Raw genomic sequence first — 19,368 nt, forward strand, 5'->3', positions numbered from 1 at the left:
GCGACCAGCGACGGCACCCGCTGGAGGAGGACCGCTGACCGCGAGCATCCGGGACGTCGCCGGCCGCGCCGGTGTCTCGGTGGGCACCGTCAGCAACGTCCTCAACCGGCCGGAGCTGGTCAGCGCGCCCACGCGTAGCCGGGTGCTCGACGCGATCGCCGAGCTCGGCTTCGTCCGCAACGAGTCGGCCCGCCAGCTGCGGGCCGGCTCCAGCCGCACCGTGGGCCTGGTGGTCCTCGACATCGCCAACCCGTTCTTCACCGACGTCGCCCGCGGGGTGGAGGACGTGGTCAACGCGGCCGGGCTGGCGCTGATCCTGTGCAACTCCGACGACCGGCCCGCGAAGGAGTCCGCCCACCTCGCGGTGCTGGCCGAGCAGCGGGTGCAGGGGGTGCTCATCACCCCCACCGCCGAGCTCAGCCCCGACCTCGACGCGCTGCGCGCCCGCGGCGTCCCCGTGGTCCTGGTGGACCGCCGGGCGCCCGACGCCGACCAGTGCGCCGTCGCGACCGACGACGTCCTGGGTGGCCGGCTGGCCGCCGAGCACCTGCTGGCCGGGGGACACCGCCGGCTGGCCTTCGTCGGCGGCGCGTCGGGGCTGCCGCAGATCCAGGAGCGGCGCGCCGGGGTGGCAGCGGCGGTGCGCGAGGCGCCGGACGCCGGGCTGACCGTGCTGTCGCCGGAGGAGCTCACCGTGGCCGGCGGGCGGGAGGCGGCCGCGCAGGTCCTCGGCATCCCGGCGGCGCGGCGCCCCACGGCCGCGGTCTGCGCCAACGACCTCATCGCGCTCGGCGTGCTGCAGGAGATGGTGCGCTGCGGCGTCCGGGTGCCCGGCGAGTTCGCCATCGTGGGCTACGACGACATCGACTTCGCCGCAGCCGCCGCCGTCCCGCTGACCTCGGTGCGCAAGCCGCGCCAGGAGATCGGCCGGCGCGCCGCGGAGCTGTTGCTCGACGAGGGCCGGGCGGGCCACCGCCACCAGCAGCCGCTGTTCGAGCCGGTGCTGGTCGTCCGCGAGTCGAGCCGGACCAGCCGCCCGGGCGGCGGAGACGGGGAGGACACATGAGGGTCGCGCTCTTCGCGACGTGCCTGGTCGACACGGTGGTCCCGCAGGTCGCGCACGCGACGGCGACGCTGCTGGAGCGGCTGGGCCACGAGGTCGTCGTCCCCCCGGGGCAGGCCTGCTGCGGGCAGATGCACGTCAACACCGGCTACCGGCGTGAGGCGGTGCCGATCGTCGCCAACCACGTGCGCGCCTTCGCCGGCGCCGAGGCGGTCGTGGCGCCGTCCGGGTCGTGCGTGGCGTCGATCCACCACCAGCAGGCGGTGGTGCTGCGCCGGGCCGGCGAGCACGCCCTGGCCGCCGACGCCGACGCGCTGGCCGCACGCACGTACGAGCTGTCGCAGTTCCTCGTCGACGTCCTGGGCGTCACCGACGTCGGCGCGTACTACCCGCACCGCGTCACCTACCACCCGACCTGCCACTCGCTGCGGCTGCTGCGGGTCGGCGACCGGCCGCTGCGGCTGCTGCGCGCCGTCCGCGGGCTGGAGCTGGTGGAACTGCCCGGCGCCGACCAGTGCTGCGGCTTCGGCGGCACGTTCGCGGTCAAGAACGCCGACACCTCCACGGCCATGCTCACCGACAAGATGGCCAACGTGCTGTCCACGCACGCCGAGGTCTGCACCGCCGGAGACGCCTCCTGCCTGATGCACATCGGCGGCGGGCTGTCCCGGCTGTGCTCGGGCACGCGGACGGTGCACCTGGCCGAGATCCTCGCCAGCACGGAGGACGCCGTGACCCCCTACCAGGCCACCCGCCCGGCGGTGCCCGCATGACCGCGACCCGGCCACCGATGCACGCGTCGGTGCCCCCACCGGGTTCGACCTTCCTCGGCCTGCCCACCGCTCCCCGCGGCGTGGGCCACCTGCGCGGGGACCGGCCGTTCCCCGACGCCGCCCGTGACGCCCTGCGCGACGGGCAGCTGCGGGCCAACCTCGGCCACGCCACCTCGACGATCCGCGCGAAGCGGGCCGCCGTCGTCGGGGAGGTGCCCGACTGGGAGGAGCTGCGGCAGGCCGGCAGGGCGCTCAAGCAGGCGACGATGGCGCGCCTCGACGAGCTGCTGGTCCGGCTGGAGGAGCAGGTCACCGCCCGTGGCGGCACGGTGCACTGGGCCCGCGACGCCACCGAGGCCAACGAGATCGTCACCCGGCTGGTGCGGGCCACGGGCGCCGACGAGGTGGTCAAGGTCAAGTCCATGGCCACCCAGGAGATCGGCCTCAACGAGGCGCTCGAGGCCGCCGGCATCGCCGCGCACGAGACCGACCTGGCCGAGCTGATCGTCCAGCTCGGGGACGACCGGCCGTCGCACATCCTGGTGCCGGCGATCCACAAGAACCGGGCCGAGATCCGCGAGATCTTCCTGCGCACGATGCCGCAGTTCGCCGAGCCCGGCGCCGGAGCGGACCTGACCGACGAGCCGCGGCGCCTGGCGATGGCCGCCCGCGCCCACCTGCGCGAGCGGTTCCTGCGGGCGCGGGTGGCGATCAGCGGTGCGAACTTCGCCGTCGCCGAGACCGGCACACTGGCCGTGGTCGAGTCGGAGGGCAACGGCCGGATGTGCCTGACCCTCCCCGAGACGCTGATCACCGTCATGGGCATCGAGAAGCTGGTGCCGACCTGGCGCGACCTGGAGGTCTTCCTCCAGCTGCTCCCCCGCTCCTCCACCGGTGAGCGGATGAACCCCTACACCTCGCTGTGGACCGGCGTGACCCCCGGCGACGGCCCGCAGGAGTTCCACCTCGTGCTGCTCGACAACGGGCGGACGGCGGTGCTCGCCGACGAGGTGGGCCGCGAGGCGCTGCACTGCATCCGCTGCTCGGCCTGCCTCAACGTGTGCCCGGTCTACGAGCGCACCGGCGGGCACGCCTACGGCTCGGTCTACCCGGGGCCCATCGGCGCGGTGCTGAGCCCCCAGCTGACCGGGGTGGAGGACAACGCCTTCCTGCCGTACGCCTCGTCGCTGTGCGGCGCCTGCTACGACGCCTGCCCGGTCGCCATCGACATCCCCTCGATCCTGGTGCACCTGCGCGCCGAGCACGTGGAGGCGCAGCAGCGCACGACGCCGGAGGCCGCCGCGTTCCGCGCCCTGTCGGCGGCCATGTCGCGCCCGCGGCTGTGGCGGCTGGCCCAGCGCGCGGCCGGTCTCGGCCGGTTCCTCGCCCGCGGCCGCCCCACGCTGCCCCCGGCCCTGCCGCCGCCCGCATCGGCCTGGACCCGCAGCCGCGATCTGCCGACCCCGCCGCGGGAGACGTTCACCCGGGCCTGGGCCCGGGAGCACGGACGATGACCACCGCCCGCGAGGAGGTGCTCGGCCGGATCGCCACCGCGCTCGGCGACCGGCGCAGCGCCCCCGAGGTGCACCGGCACTACCGGACCACCGACGACCGCTCCCCCGCCGAGCTGCTCGACGTCCTCACCGACCGGCTCGAGGACTACCGGGCCACCGTGCTGCGCTGCGGGCCGGACGCGATCGCGGCGACGGTGGCCGCGGCCCTCGACGCCGGGCTCGGCACCGGCTGGGCGCCCGCCGGCGTCGTCGTCGCCCCCGGGGTGCCCGCGGCGTGGCGGCCCGACGGGGTCGGGGAGGACGACGGGCGGCCGGCCGTGGACCTGACCGCCTTCGCCGCCACCGTGACCGGGGTGGCGGTGGCCGTCGCCGAGACCGGCACCCTCGTGCTGGACGGCGGCCCGCTGTCGGGACGGCGGGCGCTGTCGCTGCTGCCCGACTGCCTGGTGTGCGTGGTCGAGACCGCGCAGGTGGTCGGCGGGGTGCCGGAGGCGCTGGCCCGCCTGGAGGCCACCGCACCGCTGACGATGGTGAGCGGGCCCTCGGCGACCAGCGACATCGAGCTGTCCCGGGTGGAGGGCGTGCACGGGCCCCGCACCCTGGTCGTCGTCGTCGTCGCCTGACGGGCTCGCGGCGTCGCGGCAGGTCAGCGCGCGTGGGCGCCCGGCGTCCAGGCGGTGGCGCCGGCGGCGACGGCCCGGATGCGCCGCGGCAGGCCGTCCAGCCCGTCGCTCTTGAGCAGGTAGCCGGCGGCACCGAGGCGCTGGGCACGGGAGAACGTCACCAGGCTGAAGCAGCGCGCGAGCACGAGGACCCGCACCCGCGGATGGGCGTCACGCAGCTCGCACGACGCCTGCAGCGGATCCGCCCCCGGCAGCTCCGGGTCGACGAGGACGACGTCCGGGCGGGCACGCAGGCCGGCCTCCAGCAGCTCCTCCGCGGTCTCGGCCTCGGCGACGACGCGGATGTCCCCGGCGTCGGCGATCGTGGACAGCAGCACGCTGCGCAGGACGGGGTGGGCGTCGGCGAGCAGGACCGTGATCATCGGCGCCTCGGGAAGGGGTGGGATCAGGGCGGGCCGTGGGACCGTGAGCGAGGTCGTGGTCACACCGGGGACGACGCTCGCCGGACCCCGGCATGACGGACCACGGCACCGGCTCTTGTGGCGGGCACCACACGGCGGCTACCGTCGTACCGGTTAGCGGTCACCTCGCCCGGATATCGAACGCCACCGCGGGAGTCCCCATGGCAGCCAAGCCCTTCGCTTCTTCCGCCGACCTGGGCGTCAAGGAGCAGACCCTCGAGGTGCTCGCCGACGGCGTGTACGCGCTGACCGCCGAGGGCGATCCGAACGTCGGTGCCATCGAGGGCGAGGACTTCCTCGTCTGCTTCGAGGCGCTGGCCACCCCGGTGGCGGCCCGCCGCTGGCTGGACAGGCTGCGCGAGCACACCGACAAGCCGGTCCGCTACCTGGTGCTCAGCCACTACCACGCCGTCCGGGTGCTCGGCGCCAGCGCCTCCGACGCCGAGATCATCGTCAGCTCCGAGCAGACCAAGCACCTGATCGCCGAGCGCGGCCAGCAGGACTGGGAGAGCGAGTACGGCCGCATGCCACGGCTGTTCGAGGAGCCCGAGTCCATCCCCGGCCTCACCTGGCCGACCATGACCTTCCGCGACAAGCTCACCATCGACCTCGGCGGCGACCGCGGCGAGCTGGTGCTGGAGTTCCTCGGCCGCGGGCACACCGAGGGCGACATCGTCGCCTGGATCCCCAAGCACGAGATCCTCTTCGCCGGCGACCTGGTCGAGTCCCAGGCCGCGCTCTACACCGGCGACGCGTTCCACTTCGACTGGGCGTCCGGCACCCTCGACCGGGTCAAGGCCCTCGGCGCGCAGCAGCTGATCGGCGGCCGGGGCGCCATCGCCCGCGGCCGCGACCAGGTCGACGCCGCCATCGAGCAGACCCGCGACTTCCTGCTCACCATGCAGCGCACCGTCGGCGACGTGCACCGCGCCGGCGGCACCCTCAAGCAGGCCTTCGCCGCCACCCACACCGCCCTGGCCCCGAAGTACGGCAAGTGGCCGATCTTCGAGCACTGCCTCCCCTTCGACGTCCAGCGGCTGTGGGACGAGTTCTCCGGCATCGAGCGCCCCGTCATCTGGACCGCCGAGCGCGACCGCGCTGTCTGGGCCGAGCTGCAGGGATGAGGCCCCCGATGACCGGCACCGAACCCGTCCTCGTCCTGGGCGCCGGCCCGGTCGGCCAGACCGCCGCCCTGCTGCTGGCCCGCTGGGGCCTGCCCGTCGTCGTCCTCGACCGCCGACCGCACCGCGATCCCGTGGGCAGCAAGGCGATCTGCCAGCAGCGCGACGTCCTCGACGTCTGGGACGCCGTCGGCGTGGGGGCCGAGGTCGCCCGCCGCGGCGTCACCTGGACGACGGCGCGCACCTTCCACCGCGACCGCGAGCTGTTCAGCGTCCGGTTCGCCGACCGCGGTCGCTCCCCTTTCCCCCCGTTCGTCAACATCTCGCAGTGCGAGACCGAGGAACTGCTGGACGCCGCGCTCGCTGCGCAGCCGCTGGTGCAGGTGCGCTGGGGGCACCGCGCCACCGGCATCGACCAGGACGACGACGGGGTGACCGTGAGGTGTGAGGACGGCAGGACCGTCCGCGGCTCGCACCTGGTCGCGTGCTCCGGCGCCCGCTCCGACGCCGTCCGGGAGGCGCTCGGCGTGACCTTCGAGGGGCAGACCTTCGGCGACCAGTTCCTCATCTGCGACATCCGGACCGACCTGCCCGGCTGGGAGACCGAGCGGCGGTTCTACTTCGACCCGGAGTGGAACCCCGGCCGCCAGGTGCTCATCCACCCCTGCCCGGACTCCACCTTCCGCATCGACTGGCAGGTCCCGCCGGACTTCGACCTCGCCGCCGAGGAGGCGTCGGGCGCCCTCGACCGGCGGATCCGGCAGGTCGTCGGCGAGCGCCCCTACGAGATCGTGTGGAAGTCGGTCTACCGCTTCTCCTCCCGGGTCGTCGACCGCATGCGGGTCGGCCGGGTCCTGCTGGCCGGCGACGCGGCGCACCTCTACTCCCCCTTCGGCGCCCGCGGGCTGAACTCCGGCGTCCTGGACGCGGAGAACGCCGCGTGGAAGATCGCCTTCGTCCGGCACGGGTGGGCGCCCGAGCGGCTGCTCGACAGCTACCACGCCGAACGGCACGCGGCGGCGCTGGAGAACCTCGAGGTCACCAGCGCGACCATGCGCTTCCTCGTGCCCGGCACCGAGGCCGACGCCCGCCACCGCCGGGAGGTCCTGGAGCGGGCCGCGACCGACCCGTCGGCGCGGGCGCGGGTCGACTCCGGCCGGCTGGCGGAGCCGTTCTGGTACGTCGACTCACCGCTGACCACCCCGGACGAGCGCCGTCCGTTCCCGGGCCGGCCGGCCCGCGGCGACGTCCCCGTCCCCGCGCCCGGGGTGCTGGTGCCCGACTGCCCGGTCACCGTGCCCGGCCGGCCCGACGTCGTGCGGCTGCGCCAGCTGGCCCGCGAGGGGGTCACCGTGCTGGTCGCGGACGACGCGGAGCTCCCCGCCCTCCCGTCCTCCGGGAACCCGCCGGTGGCGGTGCACCGCATCGGCGACCTCGACCCCGGGCCCGTGCTGCGGGAGGCCCTCGGCGCCCGCAGCGACGAGACCTGGGTGCTGCGCCCCGACGCGCACGTCGCCGCCGTCCTGACCCGCGCCGCCGACGTCGCCCCCGCGGTGGCCCGGCTGCTCGCCCGGGAAGGAGCCCCGTGCTCCCCACCGCCCGGAGAAGGCCCCCGTCCACCACACCCCTCGCCGTCCCGGGGCCGGACCCGGGACGGGGCCAGGGCCCCTGCCCGGGGGCCGGCCACGGTGACCGGCAGCTGAACGAGAGGAACCCCCATGGCGTTCTACCGGCAGGTGGGCGAGGTCCCGCCGAAGCGGCACACCCAGTTCCGCCGTCCCGACGGCGGCCTGTACTCCGAGGAGCTGATCGGCGAGGAGGGCTTCAGCTCCGACTCCTCCCTGCTCTACCACCGGGGGATCCCCTCGTCGCTGGTCGACGCCCGCCCCTGGGAGCTGCCCGACCAGTCGCTGACCGCCAACACCCCGCTGGTCCCCCGGCACCTGAAGCTGCACGACCTGTTCCCCGGCGAGGAGCACAAGGCCGTCGACCCGGTCTGCGGACGGCGGCTCGTGCTGGGCAACGCCGACGTCCGCATCTCCTACGCGGTGTCCAGCCTGACCAGCCCCTACTACCGCAACGCCGTCGGCGACGAGTGCGTCTACGTGGAGCGGGGCGCGGCCACCGTGGAGACCGTCTTCGGCGCGCTCCAGGTCGGCCAGGGCGACTACGTGGTCATCCCCCGGGCCACCACACACCGCTGGGTGCCCTCCGGGACCGAGCCGCTGCGCACCTACGCGATCGAGGCCAACTCCCACATCGCTCCCCCGAGGCGCTACCTGTCGAGGTACGGCCAGTTCCTCGAGCACGCGCCGTACTGCGAGCGGGACCTGCGCGGGCCCGCCGACCCGCTGGTCGTCGAGGGCTCCGACGTCGAGGTCTACGTCAAGCACCGTGGCGACGGTCCCGGCGGCCTGGCCGGCACCGTGCACGTGACACCCGAGCACCCGTTCGACGTCGTCGGCTGGGACGGCTGCCTCTACCCCTATGCGTTCAACATCGCCGACTTCGAGCCGATCACCGGCCGGGTGCACCAGCCCCCGCCGGTGCACCAGGTGTTCGAGGGCGCCAACTTCGTCATCTGCAACTTCGTGCCGCGCAAGGTCGACTACCACCCGCTCGCGGTGCCGGTGCCCTACTACCACTCCAACGTCGACTCCGACGAGGTGATGTTCTACGTCGACGGCGACTACGAGGCCCGCAAGGGCTCGGGCATCGGCAGGGGCTCGATCTCCCTGCACCCGGGCGGGCACGCGCACGGTCCGCAGCCCGGCGCGGTGGAGCGTTCCCTCGGCGTCGAGTACTTCGACGAGACCGCCGTCATGGTCGACACCTTCCGGTCGCTCTCCCTCGGCGAGGCCGGGACGGCGGCCGACGACGGCGTCTACGCGTGGTCCTGGTCGGGCCGGGGGCCGGGCGCGTGAGGGCCCCCCACGGCGACGCTCGGTCGGCGCGCCACGCCCGGGAGGGGACCTCGCGATGACGTGGCTGGACCTGCCGGCCGACACCGGTTTCGGGCTCGACAACCTGCCCTACGGCGTCTTCTCCACCGCCGGCAGCGCACCGCGCACCGGCGTGGCGGTCGGCGAGCACGTGCTGGACCTGGCCGCCGCCACCGGAGACCCCCTGCACGCCACCGGGTCGCTCAACGCCTTCATGGCCCAGGGTCCGGGGGCGTGGGCGGAGCTGCGCGCCCGGCTCACGGCGTGGTTGACCGACGAGACGCACCGCGCCGACATCGAGCCGCACCTCGCGCCCCGCGACGACCTGACCCTGCACCTGCCGGTGGAGGTCGCCGACTACGTCGACTTCTACAGCTCCCAGCACCACGCCGAGAACCTCGGCAGGATGTTCCGGCCCGACTCCGCGCCGCTGACACCCAACTGGAAGCACCTCCCGATCGGCTACCACGGCCGCGCCGGCACCGTCGCCGTCTCCGGCACGCCCGTCGTCCGCCCGCAGGGCCAGCGCAAGGCGCCCGCCGAACCGGGGCCGTCCTTCGGTCCGTCCCGGCGGCTGGACATCGAGGCCGAGGTCGGGTTCGTGGTGGGGACGCCGTCGGAACTCGGCTCGCCGGTGCCGGTGGCGGCGTTCCCCGAGCACGTCTTCGGCGTCTGCCTGGTCAACGACTGGTCCGCCCGTGACATCCAGTCCTGGGAGTACGTGCCGCTGGGCCCGTTCCTCGGCAAGTCCTTCCTCACCTCGGTGTCGCCGTGGGTGGTGCCGCTGGCGGCGCTGGAGGCCGCGCGGGTGCCACCCCCGGCCCGCGACGTCCCGCTGCTGCCCTACCTGGACGACGCGGCAGCGGCCTGGGGTCTGGACCTCGTGCTCGAGGTGAGGCTCAACGGCGAGCTGGTGAGCTGCCCGCCGTTCGGGTCGCTGTACTGGACACCCGCCCAGCAGTTGGCGCACATGACCGTCAACGGCGCGTCCCTGCGCACCGGCGACCTGTTCGCGTCCGGCACCGTCTCCGGCCCGCGCGCGGACCAGCGGGGGTCGTTCATCGAGCTGTCGTGGAACGGCACGGAGCCACTGACCCTGGCCGACGGCTCGACCCGGACCTTCCTGGAGGACGGCGACGTCGTGACGATCACCGCCACGGCCCCCGGTACCGCCGGGGGACGGATCTCCCTCGGCGAGGTGACCGGCCGGGTCGAGCCCGCCCGATGAGCACCGACCCGCCCAGCGCGGGCCCTGCGCCGCAGTCGCAGACGCTGGACGGCGGGCTGCGCATCCTCGAGCACCTGGCCGCGGCCGGCACCCCGCTGGCGGTGGCCGAGATCGCCGGTGGCGTCGACCTGCACCGGTCGATCACCTACCGGCTGCTGCGCACCCGCGAGGACCACCAGCTCGTCGAGCGGGACCGTGCCGGTCACTTCACGCTCGGCCCGGGCCTGGCCGCGCTCTCCCGCGGCGTCCGCGCGGGGCTGCAGGCCGCGGCCCTCCCCCGGCTCGACGACCTCGTCGCCGAGCTCGGCATGACGGCGTTCCTCCTCGTCCGGGCCGGGGACGACGCGGTCACGGTCACCAGCGTCGGCCCGCACGACACCACCGCCCACGTCGTCTACCGCCCCGGCACCCGCCACCCGGTCGACCGCGGCGCGCCCGGCCTGGCGCTGCTCATCCCCGAGCCGCCCGCGGCCGGCGACCGCCCTGAGCTCGAGGAGGCCCGGCGCACCGGCTGGGCCACCTCCCACGGCGAGGTCATCCCCGGCATGCGGTCGGTCGCCGCCCCGGTCCCCGGTCCCGACGGCGGCGCCCGCGCCGCGATCGCGGTGGTCCACGTCGACGACACCGCCGACGTCGAGCACATCGGGCGCGCCGTGACCGCCGCCGCGGAGGTGGCCGCCGCCCTCCGCGGAACTCACGGGTGGGCGTGGCCGTGGCGCTGCGCGTCGTCCCGCTCGGCGTCGTCCGCGGCGTCACGGGCCCGGCTCCGGCGCAGGTCGACGACGGCGAGCACCAGCGCGCCCAGGACCCCGACGACCGCGACGCCGAGCCCCGCGGCCGCCGCCGTCGGGAAGTCCTCGCCGGTGCCGGCGAGGACGACGTAGAACAGGCCCGGCAGGGCCGCGGTGCCGATCGCGGCGCCGAAGCGCTGCGCGGTCTGCAGCCCGCCACCGGCCGCGCCGGCCATCCGCACCGGGACGTCGCGCAGGGTCATGGTGATGTTGGGGGAGATGACGCAGCCGCCGCCGACCCCGCCGACGAGGAGGGCCGGCCCGACGGCCCACCCCACCGCCGACGCCGGCACGACGAGCAGCAGCACCGCCGCCACGGTCAGGCCGGCCACCACCAGCACCAGCCCCACGACGGTGATCACGCGGCCGTGGCGCTCGACGAGCCGCCCGGCCACCGCCGCGGAGACGGCGGCGCCGACCGCGAACGGGGTGACCGCCAGCCCCGACAGCAGCGGGGTGTAGCCCAGACCGTTCTGGAAGAGCAGCGCGAGGACGATCCAGATGCCGCTGAAGCCGACGAAGTAGAGCGTGGCGAGCGCGGCGCCGATCCCGTAGCCGCGGGTCCCGGTCACCAGCCGGGGGTCGAACACCGGCTGCCCGCCGCGGCGCACCACCCGCCGCTCCCAGGCGACGAACGCCGTCAGCACCAGCGCCCCGACCGGGAACAGCCACCACAGCCGGGCCAGCCCGCCGGACTCCGCCTGCACCAGCGGCAGCAGGACGGCGAGCGCGCCGACACCGAGGAGCAGCACCCCGCCGGCGTCGATGCGCCCGCGCTCCCCGGTGCCGCCACGGGGCAGCAGCCGCCAGGCCAGCACGACGGCCACCACGCCGATCGGCACGTTGACGTAGAAGATCCACCGCCAGCCGCCGGAGCCGTCGGCCAGGGTCAGGATCAGCCCGCCGACGATCGGCCCGACCGCGGTGGAGACGCCGACCGTGGCCCCGAACAGGCCGAAGGCCCTCCCCCGCTCGCCGCCGCGGAACAGCTGCTGGATCAGGCCGGAGTTCTGCGGCGCCAGGCAGCCGGCGGCCAGCCCCTGGGCCAGCCGGGCCGCCACGAGCAGCTCGACCGACGGCGCGGCCCCCGCGGCGGCGCTGCAGGCCACGAACAGCGACAGGCCCACCAGGAACATCCGGCGCCGGCCCAGCGCGTCCCCGAGCCGCCCGGCCGGCACCAGCATCAACGCGAAGGTCAGCGCGTACCCGGAGACCACCCACTGCACCGTCGCCGGGGACGCCCCCAGGTCCTGCTGCAGCGACGGCAGGGCGACCGACACGATGCTGACGTCGAGCAGGCTCATGAAGCCCGCGACCAGCGTCACCCACAGCGCCCGCCACCGCCGGGGGTCCGGCCGGTGGCCGCTCCCGTCGGAGCCGGTCGGACCGGCGGGGGTCGTGCGGACAGCGGGCGTGGACACGCGGGCGCCTCCGGGGAACGAGGGAGAGGCGGCCAGGTGCACGCCCACGGACCATTCTCCGCCGGGGACGGCGGCGCCGCGGGCCGAGGCTGTCGGGCCCTGGACCGCGGCGGGGCACCGGCCTACCGTGGCCGCCGCACCCCGGGAGCCGACCATGACCACGTCCCTGGACCCGACCCGCGTCGCCGCCTTCGCCGACCGGCTCCTCGAGTTCTACACCGGCGGCATGGTGACGCTGATGATCGACCTCGCGCACCGCACCGGCCTGCTGTCGGCTCTGGCCGCAGGGCCCGGGACCAGCGACGAGCTCGCCGCCCGGGCCGGCCTCGTCGAGCGCTACGTCAGGGAGTGTCTCGGCGCGTTGGTCACCGCCGGCGTCGTGGACCACGACCCGGCCACCCGGTCGTACGCACTGCCGGCCGAGCACGCCGTCCTCCTGACCGGCGCCGGGGCCGCGAACCTGGCGCCGGTCAGCCTGGTGACCGGGCTGCTGGGGCGGCACGTGCCGGCGGTGGCGGCGGCTGCCCGCACCGGTGGCGGCGTGCCGTACGAGGCGTACCGGCCGGAGTTCACCCAGGTCATGGACGAGCTGTCCCGCGGTCTGCTCGACGAGCACCTGCTGGGCGGGCTCCTGCCGCTGACCGGGGAGCTGCCCGCCCGCCTCGCGGCAGGGGACGCGCGGGCCGCCGACGTGGGTTGCGGCACGGGACACGCGGTGACCCTGCTGGCACGGGCGTTCCCCGCGTCGACCTTCGTCGGCTACGACCTCGCGGAGGAGGCGGTCGCCCGCGGCCGGGCGGAGGCCGCCGCGGAGGGGCTGACCAACGCCACATTCGAGGCGCTGGACGTGACCAGGATGCCGACCGAGCCGCCGTTCACCGCCGTCTTCGCGTTCGACGCGATCCACGACCAGGCCGACCCCGCCGGCGTCCTGGCGCGCATCCGCGCCGCCCTCGAGCCGGGCGGCTGGTTCGTCATGATGGACACGCGCGCCGCCACCGCGCTGGAGGACAACGTCGGCAACCCGATGGCGCCGTGGCTGTACGCCGTCAGCACGCTGCACTGCATGACGGTCTCGCTGGCCCGGGGCGGCGCCGGGCTGGGCGCGGTGTGGGGGGAGGAGCTGGCGCTGCGCATGCTCGCCGACGCCGGCTTCGTCGACGTCGCCGTGCACGAGGTGCCCGACGACCCCCTCGACTCGCTCTACGTGGCCCGCGTCGCGGCCTGAGAGGAGACCCGTCCTCCCTCCCCTCCACGAGCTGGGGGCCGGGCCCGCACCCGTCCCTAGACGGGCGCGGTGGCGCCCTCGGCCAGCGGCAGGAGCACCTGGAAGCGGGTGTCGCCGGGCCGCGACTGCACCCGCAGGTCCCCGCCGTGCCGGTTGACCACGATCCGCCAGGAGACGTCCAGCCCGAGCCCGGTGCCCTCGCCGACCGGCTTGGTGGTGAAGAACGGCTCGAACACCCGCCGGCGCAGCGACTCCGGGATGCCGGGGCCGGTGTCGGCCACCTCGACCAGGGCACAGTCGCCGTCCCGGGCGGTGCGCAGGGTGAGGGTCCCCTCCCCCGCCATGGCGTCGAGGGCGTTGTGGACCAGGTTCGTCCACACCTGGTTGAGCTCCCCGGCGTAGCCGGGCACCGGTGGCAGGGAGCGGTCGTAGTCCTTCACCACGGTCACGCCCGGGGGGATCTTCGCGCCGAGGACGACGAGGGTGGCGTCGAGCCCCGTGTGCAGGTCGGTGGGCTGGTGCGGCGCCCGGTCGAGCTGGGAGTACTGCCGGGCGGCGTCGACCAGCCCGGAGATGCGAGCGGTGCTCTCGACGATCTCGGCGATCAGGGTCTCGGTCTCCACCGTGTACGCCAGCCAGCGCAGCGCCGCCTCGAGAGCGCCGGGCTCCACGGCGTCCACCACCCGGTCGAGGTCCTCGGGGCCGAGGCCGGCGGGGACGAAGACCCCGGCGAGCTCCCACGCACCGCCGATGCCGTGCTCGTCGAGCCAGTCGCCGAGCTCGTCCTCCCGGTCGGATCGCTCCAGGGCGGTGAGCTCCCCGGCGGTGTCGACCCGGGCGACCAGCTGCTCCTGCAGCGCGGTGAGGGCGCGCAGGACCGCGCCGTCGATCCTCCCGGTCGAGAGCAGGGCCAGCTTGTGCCGCATGCCGGCGAACCGCTCGCGCAGCGCGGCCGCCGCCCGGGAGGCCGCGGCCGCGGGGTTGTTGAGCTCGTGGGTGAGCCCCGCGGTCAGCTTGCCCAGGGCCAGCAGCCGCTCGCGCTGGCTGACCAGCTCGGCGATGTTGCGCTGGCCGAAGAACAACCCCTCCAGCAGGTGCACCGCCATCGGGTACCAGCGACGGAAGACCGCCTCGAACTCCGCGGCGGGCAGCGCCAGGAAACGGCAGTCGGTCACCGCCCGCACCGTGCCGGGGTAGGTCTGGGCGATCCGGTCGCCGATGTAGAACTGCACGGCACCGGAGTAGACGCCGCGCTGCGACGTCCGCACGGTCTCGACCTCGCTGCCGCCCACGAGCCGGACCATGCTCATCGTCCCGTCCAGCAGGACGTAGAAGCACTCGGCCGGCTCGCCCTCCACCGAGACGGTGGCGCCGGCCGGGCGGTCGACGACGTCGCCGTGCTCGGCCACCCACGCCAGCTGCTCGTCGTCGAGGTCGGCGAAGAGGAACAGCTCGCGCAGCTCGGCCGGCGTCAGCCGGGCCGGCGCCGCGCTCACCGCTGCTCCAGGTACCGGTGGACGAGCGTGACCGCCATGGCGCCCTCCCCGACGGCCGAGGCCACCCGCTTCACCGACTCCGACCGCACGTCCCCGGCGACGAAGACGCCGGGCAGGCTGGCCTCCAGGAAGTACGGGTCGCGGTCCAGCGGCCAGCCGGGGGGCCGGCGCCCGTCGCGCAGCAGCGCCGGGCCGGTGGGGATGAAGCCCCGCTCGTCGCGGACGACGGCACCGTCGAGCCAGCCGGTCCGCGGCGCGCCGCCGATGAAGACGAACAGGTGGCTGGCCGGCAGGGTGTGACTCTCCCCGCGGCGGGCGTCGTCGACGGTGATCGCCTCCAGGTGCCCGTCGCCGTGCGCGGCGGCCACCGTGGTGCAGGTGCGCACGCTGATCGACGGGATCGCGGCCACCTGCTCGATCAGGTAGGCCGACATCGACGCCTCCAGCGACGACCCCCGCACCAGCAGGCACACCGAGCGGGCGTACCGGGAGAAGAAGACCGCCGCCTGGCCGGCGGAGTTGGCCCCGCCGACGATGAACACGTCCCGGTCGGCGCACTCGGCCGCCTCGGTCATCGCCGAGCCGTAGTACACCCCGCGCCCGGTCAGGTCGTCGACGCCGGCCACCCCCAGGCTGCGGTAGGAGACCCCGGTGGCCAGCACCACCGCGTGCGCGCCGATGCGCCGGCCGTCGTCCAGCCGCAGCACCCGCGTGGGCCCGTGCTCCTCGAGGGCCACGACGTCGCGGGCCAGCAGCAGCTCCGCGCCGAACTTGACCGCCTGCCGGCGGGCGCGGTCGGCCAGCTGCCCACCGGAGACGCCGTCGGGGAAGCCGAGGTAGTTCTCGATGCGGCTGCTCTGCCCCGCCTGGCCCCCGGTGGCCTGCCGCTCGACGAGCACCGTGCGCAGCCCCTCCGAGGCGCCGTAGACCGCGGCGCCCAGCCCCGCCGGTCCCCCGCCGACGACCACCAGGTCGTAGAAGTCCGCCTGCGGCTCCACGCCCAGCCCCGCCACGGCCGCGAGTTCGGCCTCACTCGGGTGGCGCAGCACCCGCGCGTCCGAGGTCACCACCACCGGGACGTCGTCGGGGCCGGCACCCGCCGCGGCGAGGATCCGCTGCCCCTCCGGCTCGTCGACGCTGTACCAGCGGTAGGGGACGGCGTTGCGGGCCAGGAAGTCCCGGGCCTGGAAGGACGGCGCCGACCAGCGGTGCCCGACGATCTTCACGCCCTCGAAGCCGCCGTCCGGGCTCTCCCGCCACGCCTCGATCATCGCGTCGACGACCGGGTAGAGCTTCTCCTCGGGCGGGTCCCACGGCTTGAGCAGGTAGGAGTCGACGTCCACGACGTTGATGGCGGCGATCGCGGCGTCGGTGTCGGCGTAGGCGGTCAGCAGCGCCCGGCGCGCGTGCGGGAAGAGGTCCATCGCGCGCTCGAGGAACTCGATGCCGTTCATCTCCGGCATCCGGTAGTCGGCCAGCAGGACCGCGACCGGGTCACCGCGCAGCTTGAGCTCGCGGAGCGCGGCCAGCCCCTCGTCCGCCGAGCCGGCCCGCAGGACCCGGAAGTCCTCGCCGTAGCGCCGGCGCAGGTCGCGCGCGACGGCGCGGGACACCCCCGGGTCGTCGTCGACGCTGAGCAGGACCGGCTTGCCCATGGGGCCTCCCGTCGGGCCCTGCCGAGTGGCAGGGATGGGTGGGGCGGCGTTCCCGGGGCGCGGGCCTCCCGGCGGCGCCCGTGGACCACGCTAGTCCGGCCCCCCGCCACCGCGACACCCTCGCCGGACCCGCCCGCAGGCAACCCCGACCGTCGTTCCGGCGGGCTCGTCGGCGCGTCGCCCCGGACACGCGGACGTGCCGGCCGCAGCCGTCGTGCGGCCGTCCCTGCGGCGCCGCCGGTCGTCCTACCCTGCTCCTCGTCGGGCGGCTCCCCACGCCCGTGCGTCGGAGGACCCGGTGACCGAGTACCAGCCACAGCCGCACCGCCCTGGCGAGCCCGCACCCCGCGGGGAGACGCCGCCCCCACCGGTCGCCGGCGACGAGCGCGAGGAGACCATCCCCCTCCGGCCGGTCGCGGCCGCCGAGCCGGACCCGACCATCCTGGGCTTCCCGCCGGAGCCCCCCGAGGGGGACGGCGCCGCCCGGCTCCCGGACGACCCCGCTCGCGGCCTCCCGTGGGAGGCCGGCGACGGGGGGACCGCGGCGGGCCCGGAGCAGCAGTCGGTCGCGCTGGCGGAGCGGCCCGCGGTCGGGCTGGACCTGCCCGTGCGGCTGGTGGTGCTGCGCCGACCCGAGCGCATCGGTGGCAGCGCGCTGCTCCTCGCGGGCCTCGCCGCCAACGCGAGCCTCTGGATGCCCTGGGGTGAGGGTCTGGACACCACCGGCCTGGCGCTGGTCTGGCGCGGGATCGACGCCCTGCCGTCCGGGCCGGCCGAGCTGCTCGACAGCGGGCTGTGGCAGCCGCCGGCGGTGGTGCTCGGTGCCGCCGTGCTGTTCTTCCTGGGGCTGCTGCTGTTCCGGCGGGCGCGCACCCACCGGTTCGTCGGGGTGCTGGCGCTGTTCGTGTCGGTCGGCCCCGCGGCCGCCGTCCTCGCGCTGCTGGCCGACACCGGATGGGACGTCGCCCGGCTGGACCTGGGCACGTGGTTCGCCGCCGCCGTCCCGGTGCTGGGCCTGCTGGGCGCCCTCAAGGCCATGCTCACCACGCCGCACGTGACCATCCAGCCGCGCTGACCGGGCCGGCGCGGCCGGTCCCGACCGGGCGGGCACGCGGGCGGGGGCGGGCGCGGGTGGCTTCCGGGAACGGCCCGCCGTCCCTACCGTGGACGGCCAGCCGCCCACGACCGGAGGGGTCCGCCATGAGCGCTCCCGCAGCGATCGACCCGTCGGTGCCGCCCAGCGGGAACGGCTGCGTGGAGTGCGACGCCACCGGCGGCTGGTGGTTCCACCTGCGCCGGTGCGCGCGGTGCGGCCACATCGGCTGCTGCGACTCCTCGCCGTCCCGGCACGCCCGCGAGCACGCGGCCACGGCCGGGCACCCCGTCGTCCGGAGCTTCGAGCCGGGCGAGACCTGGTTCTGGGACTTCTCCCGCGAGCGGCAGGTGACCGGGCCGGAGCTCGCCCCGCCGCTGGCCCACCCGGCCGACCAGCCGGCACCCGGGCCACGCGGCCGCGTACCTGCCGACTGGCGCCGTCACCTGCACTGAGCCCTCGGGCTCAGCCCTCCCAGGTGCGGCGCCGCTCGGCGTCGGGGTCGGCGACCACCCTGGTCGGCGCGTCGAACACGGCCGTGCAGCGGGTGGCCGGCTCGTAGGGGCGCCACCCGTCGAGGACCCCGGACGCCGGCGACCCGGTGCGGACCGTGCCGAGCACGGCGTCGTGGAGCGCAGCGGTGACCGCGAGGTCGGCCGCGGACATGTCCGCCGCCGGCCGGGCGAGCAGCGGCCGCTCGACGAAGCGCGGCGGCGCGGCCCACAGGCAGGCGTTGTCGGCCCCGTGCGTCGGTCCCAGGACGTCGAACGGCGGCAGCGACGGGCTGTGGTCGAAGCGGCTGAGCCACGCGCGGCCGCCGGCGCCCGCCTGCGCCTCGGCCAGCTCCACCGCGGGGCGGACCCACATCTCGTCGGTGAGCAGGGCCTGGAGCGGGTCCTCCCCCGGCCGCGCGGTGGCGGTGTACACGGCCAGCAGCCGATCGAACGCGGCGTCCCCGACACGGCCGCGGGCCACGGCCGCCGCGTCGTCGGCGCCGTGCCGCAGGAACAGGGCCATCTCGTCACGGCAGGAGCCGAGCCACAGCGTGGTGTCCCGCAGGCCGCCACGGCCGGCCACCTCGACCGGCCGCTCCGGCAGGACGGCGCCGTCGAGGACGGGGGCGAACAGGACGCCGCCGAGGAACTCCCGCCGGCCGGCCGCGGCGGCCTCCCGCGCGGCGGACAACACCGCCTCGACGGGCACGGCCCGCAGCCGGGCCCGGTCGGTGCGTGCCACGCCCAGCCGCGCCAGCACCCGGCCGGCGACGTCGGCGCTCTCGGCCGGCTCCTGGGGCGGCCCGCCGATCGACAGGGCGATGGCCGAGCGGGCACGCCGCCCGGCCGGCGTCGCGAGCAGGGCGCAGACCAGGCTCGCCCCTGCCGACTGGCCGGCCAGGGTGAGGCGGCCGGGGTCCCCGCCGAAGGCCCCGATCTCGCGCTCGACCCAGTCCAGGGCGGCGACCAGGTCGGTCATCGCCGGGCTGGGCTCGGGGTCCGCCGCGGTGCCCAGCTGCAGGAAGCCCAGCGGGCCGAGCCGGTAGGACACCGCGACGACCACCGCCGGGCCCAGAGCGGCGAGCACCGACCCGTCGTAGTCGGCGGCGGCCCCGGTCTGGAAGGCACCGCCGTGCACCCAGAACAGCACCGGCATCGGGCCGTCGGCCGTCGCCGGGGCGCAGACGTCGAGGGTCAGGCAGGCCTCCTGGCCGGTCAGCTCACCGCTCGGCAGGTACTGCACGCCGACCGGTCCCGGACCCGTCGCGTCCAGGGGCTCGTGCCAGGACGGTGCGGGCCGGGCCGGGCCGAAGCGCTCGGCCCGGGCGTACGGGATCCCCCGCCAGGTGCGGACGCCGTCGGCCCACCGGCCGGTCACGGGCCCGGCCGTGGTGTCGACGCGGACGGACATGGGAGACCTCCAGGTGCGTGGACGCGCCTGCGGGCCCCGGCCGTCGGCCGGGGC

16 protein-coding genes and 1 pseudogene are annotated in these 19,368 nt (G+C 75.8%); 12 read left to right on the plus strand and 5 right to left on the minus strand.

Annotated elements, in window-relative coordinates; all coding sequences use genetic code 11:
* The first annotated feature begins 46 nt into the window (after positions 1–46).
* From ACI78V_RS20875 to ACI78V_RS20890, 4 genes are read left to right on the plus strand one after another with little or no spacing between them, the layout of a single operon-like run.
* Positions 47–1,066 carry a LacI family DNA-binding transcriptional regulator gene (locus tag ACI78V_RS20875; RefSeq protein ID WP_456854274.1) on the plus strand — a complete coding sequence of 340 codons (1,020 nt, stop codon included), beginning with the start codon at positions 47–49 and terminating at the stop codon, positions 1,064–1,066.
* A complete protein-coding gene (locus ACI78V_RS20880; RefSeq protein ID WP_456854245.1) occupies positions 1,063–1,836 on the plus strand; it encodes a (Fe-S)-binding protein in 774 nt (257 codons plus the stop codon). The genes ACI78V_RS20875 and ACI78V_RS20880 overlap by 4 nt, the downstream gene beginning before the upstream one ends.
* On the plus strand, positions 1,833–3,350 hold the full coding sequence (locus ACI78V_RS20885) for a LutB/LldF family L-lactate oxidation iron-sulfur protein (protein WP_456854247.1): 1,518 nt from the start codon (positions 1,833–1,835) through the stop codon (positions 3,348–3,350). The genes ACI78V_RS20880 and ACI78V_RS20885 overlap by 4 nt, the downstream gene beginning before the upstream one ends.
* Positions 3,347–3,973, plus strand: a complete 627-nt coding sequence (locus ACI78V_RS20890; protein ID WP_456854249.1) for a LutC/YkgG family protein — start codon at positions 3,347–3,349, stop codon at positions 3,971–3,973. The genes ACI78V_RS20885 and ACI78V_RS20890 overlap by 4 nt, the downstream gene beginning before the upstream one ends.
* A gap of 23 nt (positions 3,974–3,996) precedes the next feature.
* Here the strand turns inward: ACI78V_RS20890 and ACI78V_RS20895 are convergent, their stop codons facing one another.
* Positions 3,997–4,395: a response regulator gene (locus tag ACI78V_RS20895; RefSeq protein ID WP_456854251.1), complete on the minus strand. Its 399-nt coding sequence runs from the start codon at positions 4,393–4,395 to the stop codon at positions 3,997–3,999.
* 200 nt (positions 4,396–4,595) lie between these two features.
* Here ACI78V_RS20895 and ACI78V_RS20900 point away from each other — a divergent pair, with 200 nt between their 5' ends.
* The 5 genes and pseudogenes from ACI78V_RS20900 to ACI78V_RS20920 all read left to right on the plus strand — a co-directional run.
* Positions 4,596–5,558 (plus strand): MBL fold metallo-hydrolase, encoded by a 963-nt coding sequence (locus ACI78V_RS20900; protein WP_456854253.1) that lies wholly within the window; start codon positions 4,596–4,598, stop codon positions 5,556–5,558.
* Between the two features lie 8 nt (positions 5,559–5,566).
* Positions 5,567–7,258: an FAD-dependent monooxygenase gene (locus ACI78V_RS20905; RefSeq protein ID WP_456854255.1), complete on the plus strand. Its 1,692-nt coding sequence runs from the start codon at positions 5,567–5,569 to the stop codon at positions 7,256–7,258.
* Between the two features lie 15 nt (positions 7,259–7,273).
* Entirely contained in the window at positions 7,274–8,479 is a 1,206-nt protein-coding gene (locus ACI78V_RS20910) for a cupin domain-containing protein (protein ID WP_456854257.1), read from the plus strand.
* A 55-nt stretch (positions 8,480–8,534) separates the two neighbouring features.
* A complete protein-coding gene (gene fahA, locus ACI78V_RS20915; RefSeq protein WP_456854259.1) occupies positions 8,535–9,725 on the plus strand; it encodes a fumarylacetoacetase in 1,191 nt (396 codons plus the stop codon).
* Positions 9,722–9,907, plus strand: a pseudogene (locus ACI78V_RS20920) (helix-turn-helix domain-containing protein); the annotation flags it as partial. The gene fahA and the pseudogene ACI78V_RS20920, both read left to right, overlap by 4 nt.
* Before the next feature lie 512 nt (positions 9,908–10,419).
* On the opposite strand, the gene ACI78V_RS20925 reads toward ACI78V_RS20920, so the two are convergent.
* Positions 10,420–11,937, minus strand: a complete 1,518-nt coding sequence (locus tag ACI78V_RS20925) for an MFS transporter (RefSeq protein WP_456854261.1) — start codon at positions 11,935–11,937, stop codon at positions 10,420–10,422.
* A gap of 154 nt (positions 11,938–12,091) precedes the next feature.
* Here ACI78V_RS20925 and ACI78V_RS20930 point away from each other — a divergent pair, with 154 nt between their 5' ends.
* A complete protein-coding gene (locus ACI78V_RS20930; RefSeq protein ID WP_456854263.1) occupies positions 12,092–13,165 on the plus strand; it encodes a class I SAM-dependent methyltransferase in 1,074 nt (357 codons plus the stop codon).
* A 56-nt stretch (positions 13,166–13,221) separates the two neighbouring features.
* Here the strand turns inward: ACI78V_RS20930 and ACI78V_RS20935 are convergent, their stop codons facing one another.
* Together ACI78V_RS20935 and ACI78V_RS20940 are read right to left on the minus strand one after the other, a co-directional pair.
* Positions 13,222–14,661, minus strand: coding sequence for an ATP-binding protein (locus ACI78V_RS20935; RefSeq protein WP_456854265.1), 1,440 nt, complete (start codon positions 14,659–14,661; stop codon positions 13,222–13,224).
* A complete protein-coding gene (locus tag ACI78V_RS20940; RefSeq protein ID WP_456854267.1) occupies positions 14,658–16,316 on the minus strand; it encodes an FAD-dependent oxidoreductase in 1,659 nt (552 codons plus the stop codon). Before ACI78V_RS20940 ends, ACI78V_RS20935 begins: the two co-directional genes overlap by 4 nt.
* 298 nt (positions 16,317–16,614) lie before the next feature.
* On the opposite strand from ACI78V_RS20940, the gene ACI78V_RS20945 reads away from it, so the two are divergent.
* Both ACI78V_RS20945 and ACI78V_RS20950 read left to right on the plus strand, forming a co-directional pair.
* Positions 16,615–17,391: a hypothetical protein gene (locus ACI78V_RS20945; protein ID WP_456854269.1), complete on the plus strand. Its 777-nt coding sequence runs from the start codon at positions 16,615–16,617 to the stop codon at positions 17,389–17,391.
* 125 nt (positions 17,392–17,516) lie between these two features.
* Positions 17,517–17,864 (plus strand): UBP-type zinc finger domain-containing protein, encoded by a 348-nt coding sequence (locus ACI78V_RS20950; RefSeq protein ID WP_456854270.1) that lies wholly within the window; start codon positions 17,517–17,519, stop codon positions 17,862–17,864.
* 10 nt (positions 17,865–17,874) lie between these two features.
* On the opposite strand, the gene ACI78V_RS20955 is transcribed toward ACI78V_RS20950, so the two are convergent.
* Positions 17,875–19,314, minus strand: coding sequence for a carboxylesterase family protein (locus tag ACI78V_RS20955; RefSeq protein ID WP_456854272.1), 1,440 nt, complete (start codon positions 19,312–19,314; stop codon positions 17,875–17,877).
* Between the last annotated feature and the right edge of the window lie 54 nt (positions 19,315–19,368).

The organism is Geodermatophilus sp. SYSU D00742, assembly GCF_054049935.1.

Bases quoted from the DNA above. Each gene is read 5' to 3' on its own strand.
- ACI78V_RS20880 (WP_456854245.1), top strand. From the start codon at position 1,063: ATGAGGGTCGCGCTCTTCGCGACGTGCCTGGTCGACACGGTGGTCCCG.
- ACI78V_RS20885 (WP_456854247.1), top strand. From the start codon at position 1,833: ATGACCGCGACCCGGCCACCGATGCACGCGTCGGTGCCCCCACCGGGT.
- ACI78V_RS20890 (WP_456854249.1), top strand. From the start codon at position 3,347: ATGACCACCGCCCGCGAGGAGGTGCTCGGCCGGATCGCCACCGCGCTC.
- ACI78V_RS20895 (WP_456854251.1), bottom strand. From the start codon at position 4,395: ATGATCACGGTCCTGCTCGCCGACGCCCACCCCGTCCTGCGCAGCGTG.
- ACI78V_RS20900 (WP_456854253.1), top strand. From the start codon at position 4,596: ATGGCAGCCAAGCCCTTCGCTTCTTCCGCCGACCTGGGCGTCAAGGAG.
- ACI78V_RS20905 (WP_456854255.1), top strand. From the start codon at position 5,567: ATGACCGGCACCGAACCCGTCCTCGTCCTGGGCGCCGGCCCGGTCGGC.
- ACI78V_RS20910 (WP_456854257.1), top strand. From the start codon at position 7,274: ATGGCGTTCTACCGGCAGGTGGGCGAGGTCCCGCCGAAGCGGCACACC.
- fahA (WP_456854259.1), top strand. From the start codon at position 8,535: ATGACGTGGCTGGACCTGCCGGCCGACACCGGTTTCGGGCTCGACAAC.
- ACI78V_RS20930 (WP_456854263.1), top strand. From the start codon at position 12,092: ATGACCACGTCCCTGGACCCGACCCGCGTCGCCGCCTTCGCCGACCGG.
- ACI78V_RS20940 (WP_456854267.1), bottom strand. From the start codon at position 16,316: ATGGGCAAGCCGGTCCTGCTCAGCGTCGACGACGACCCGGGGGTGTCC.
- ACI78V_RS20950 (WP_456854270.1), top strand. From the start codon at position 17,517: ATGAGCGCTCCCGCAGCGATCGACCCGTCGGTGCCGCCCAGCGGGAAC.
- ACI78V_RS20955 (WP_456854272.1), bottom strand. From the start codon at position 19,314: ATGTCCGTCCGCGTCGACACCACGGCCGGGCCCGTGACCGGCCGGTGG.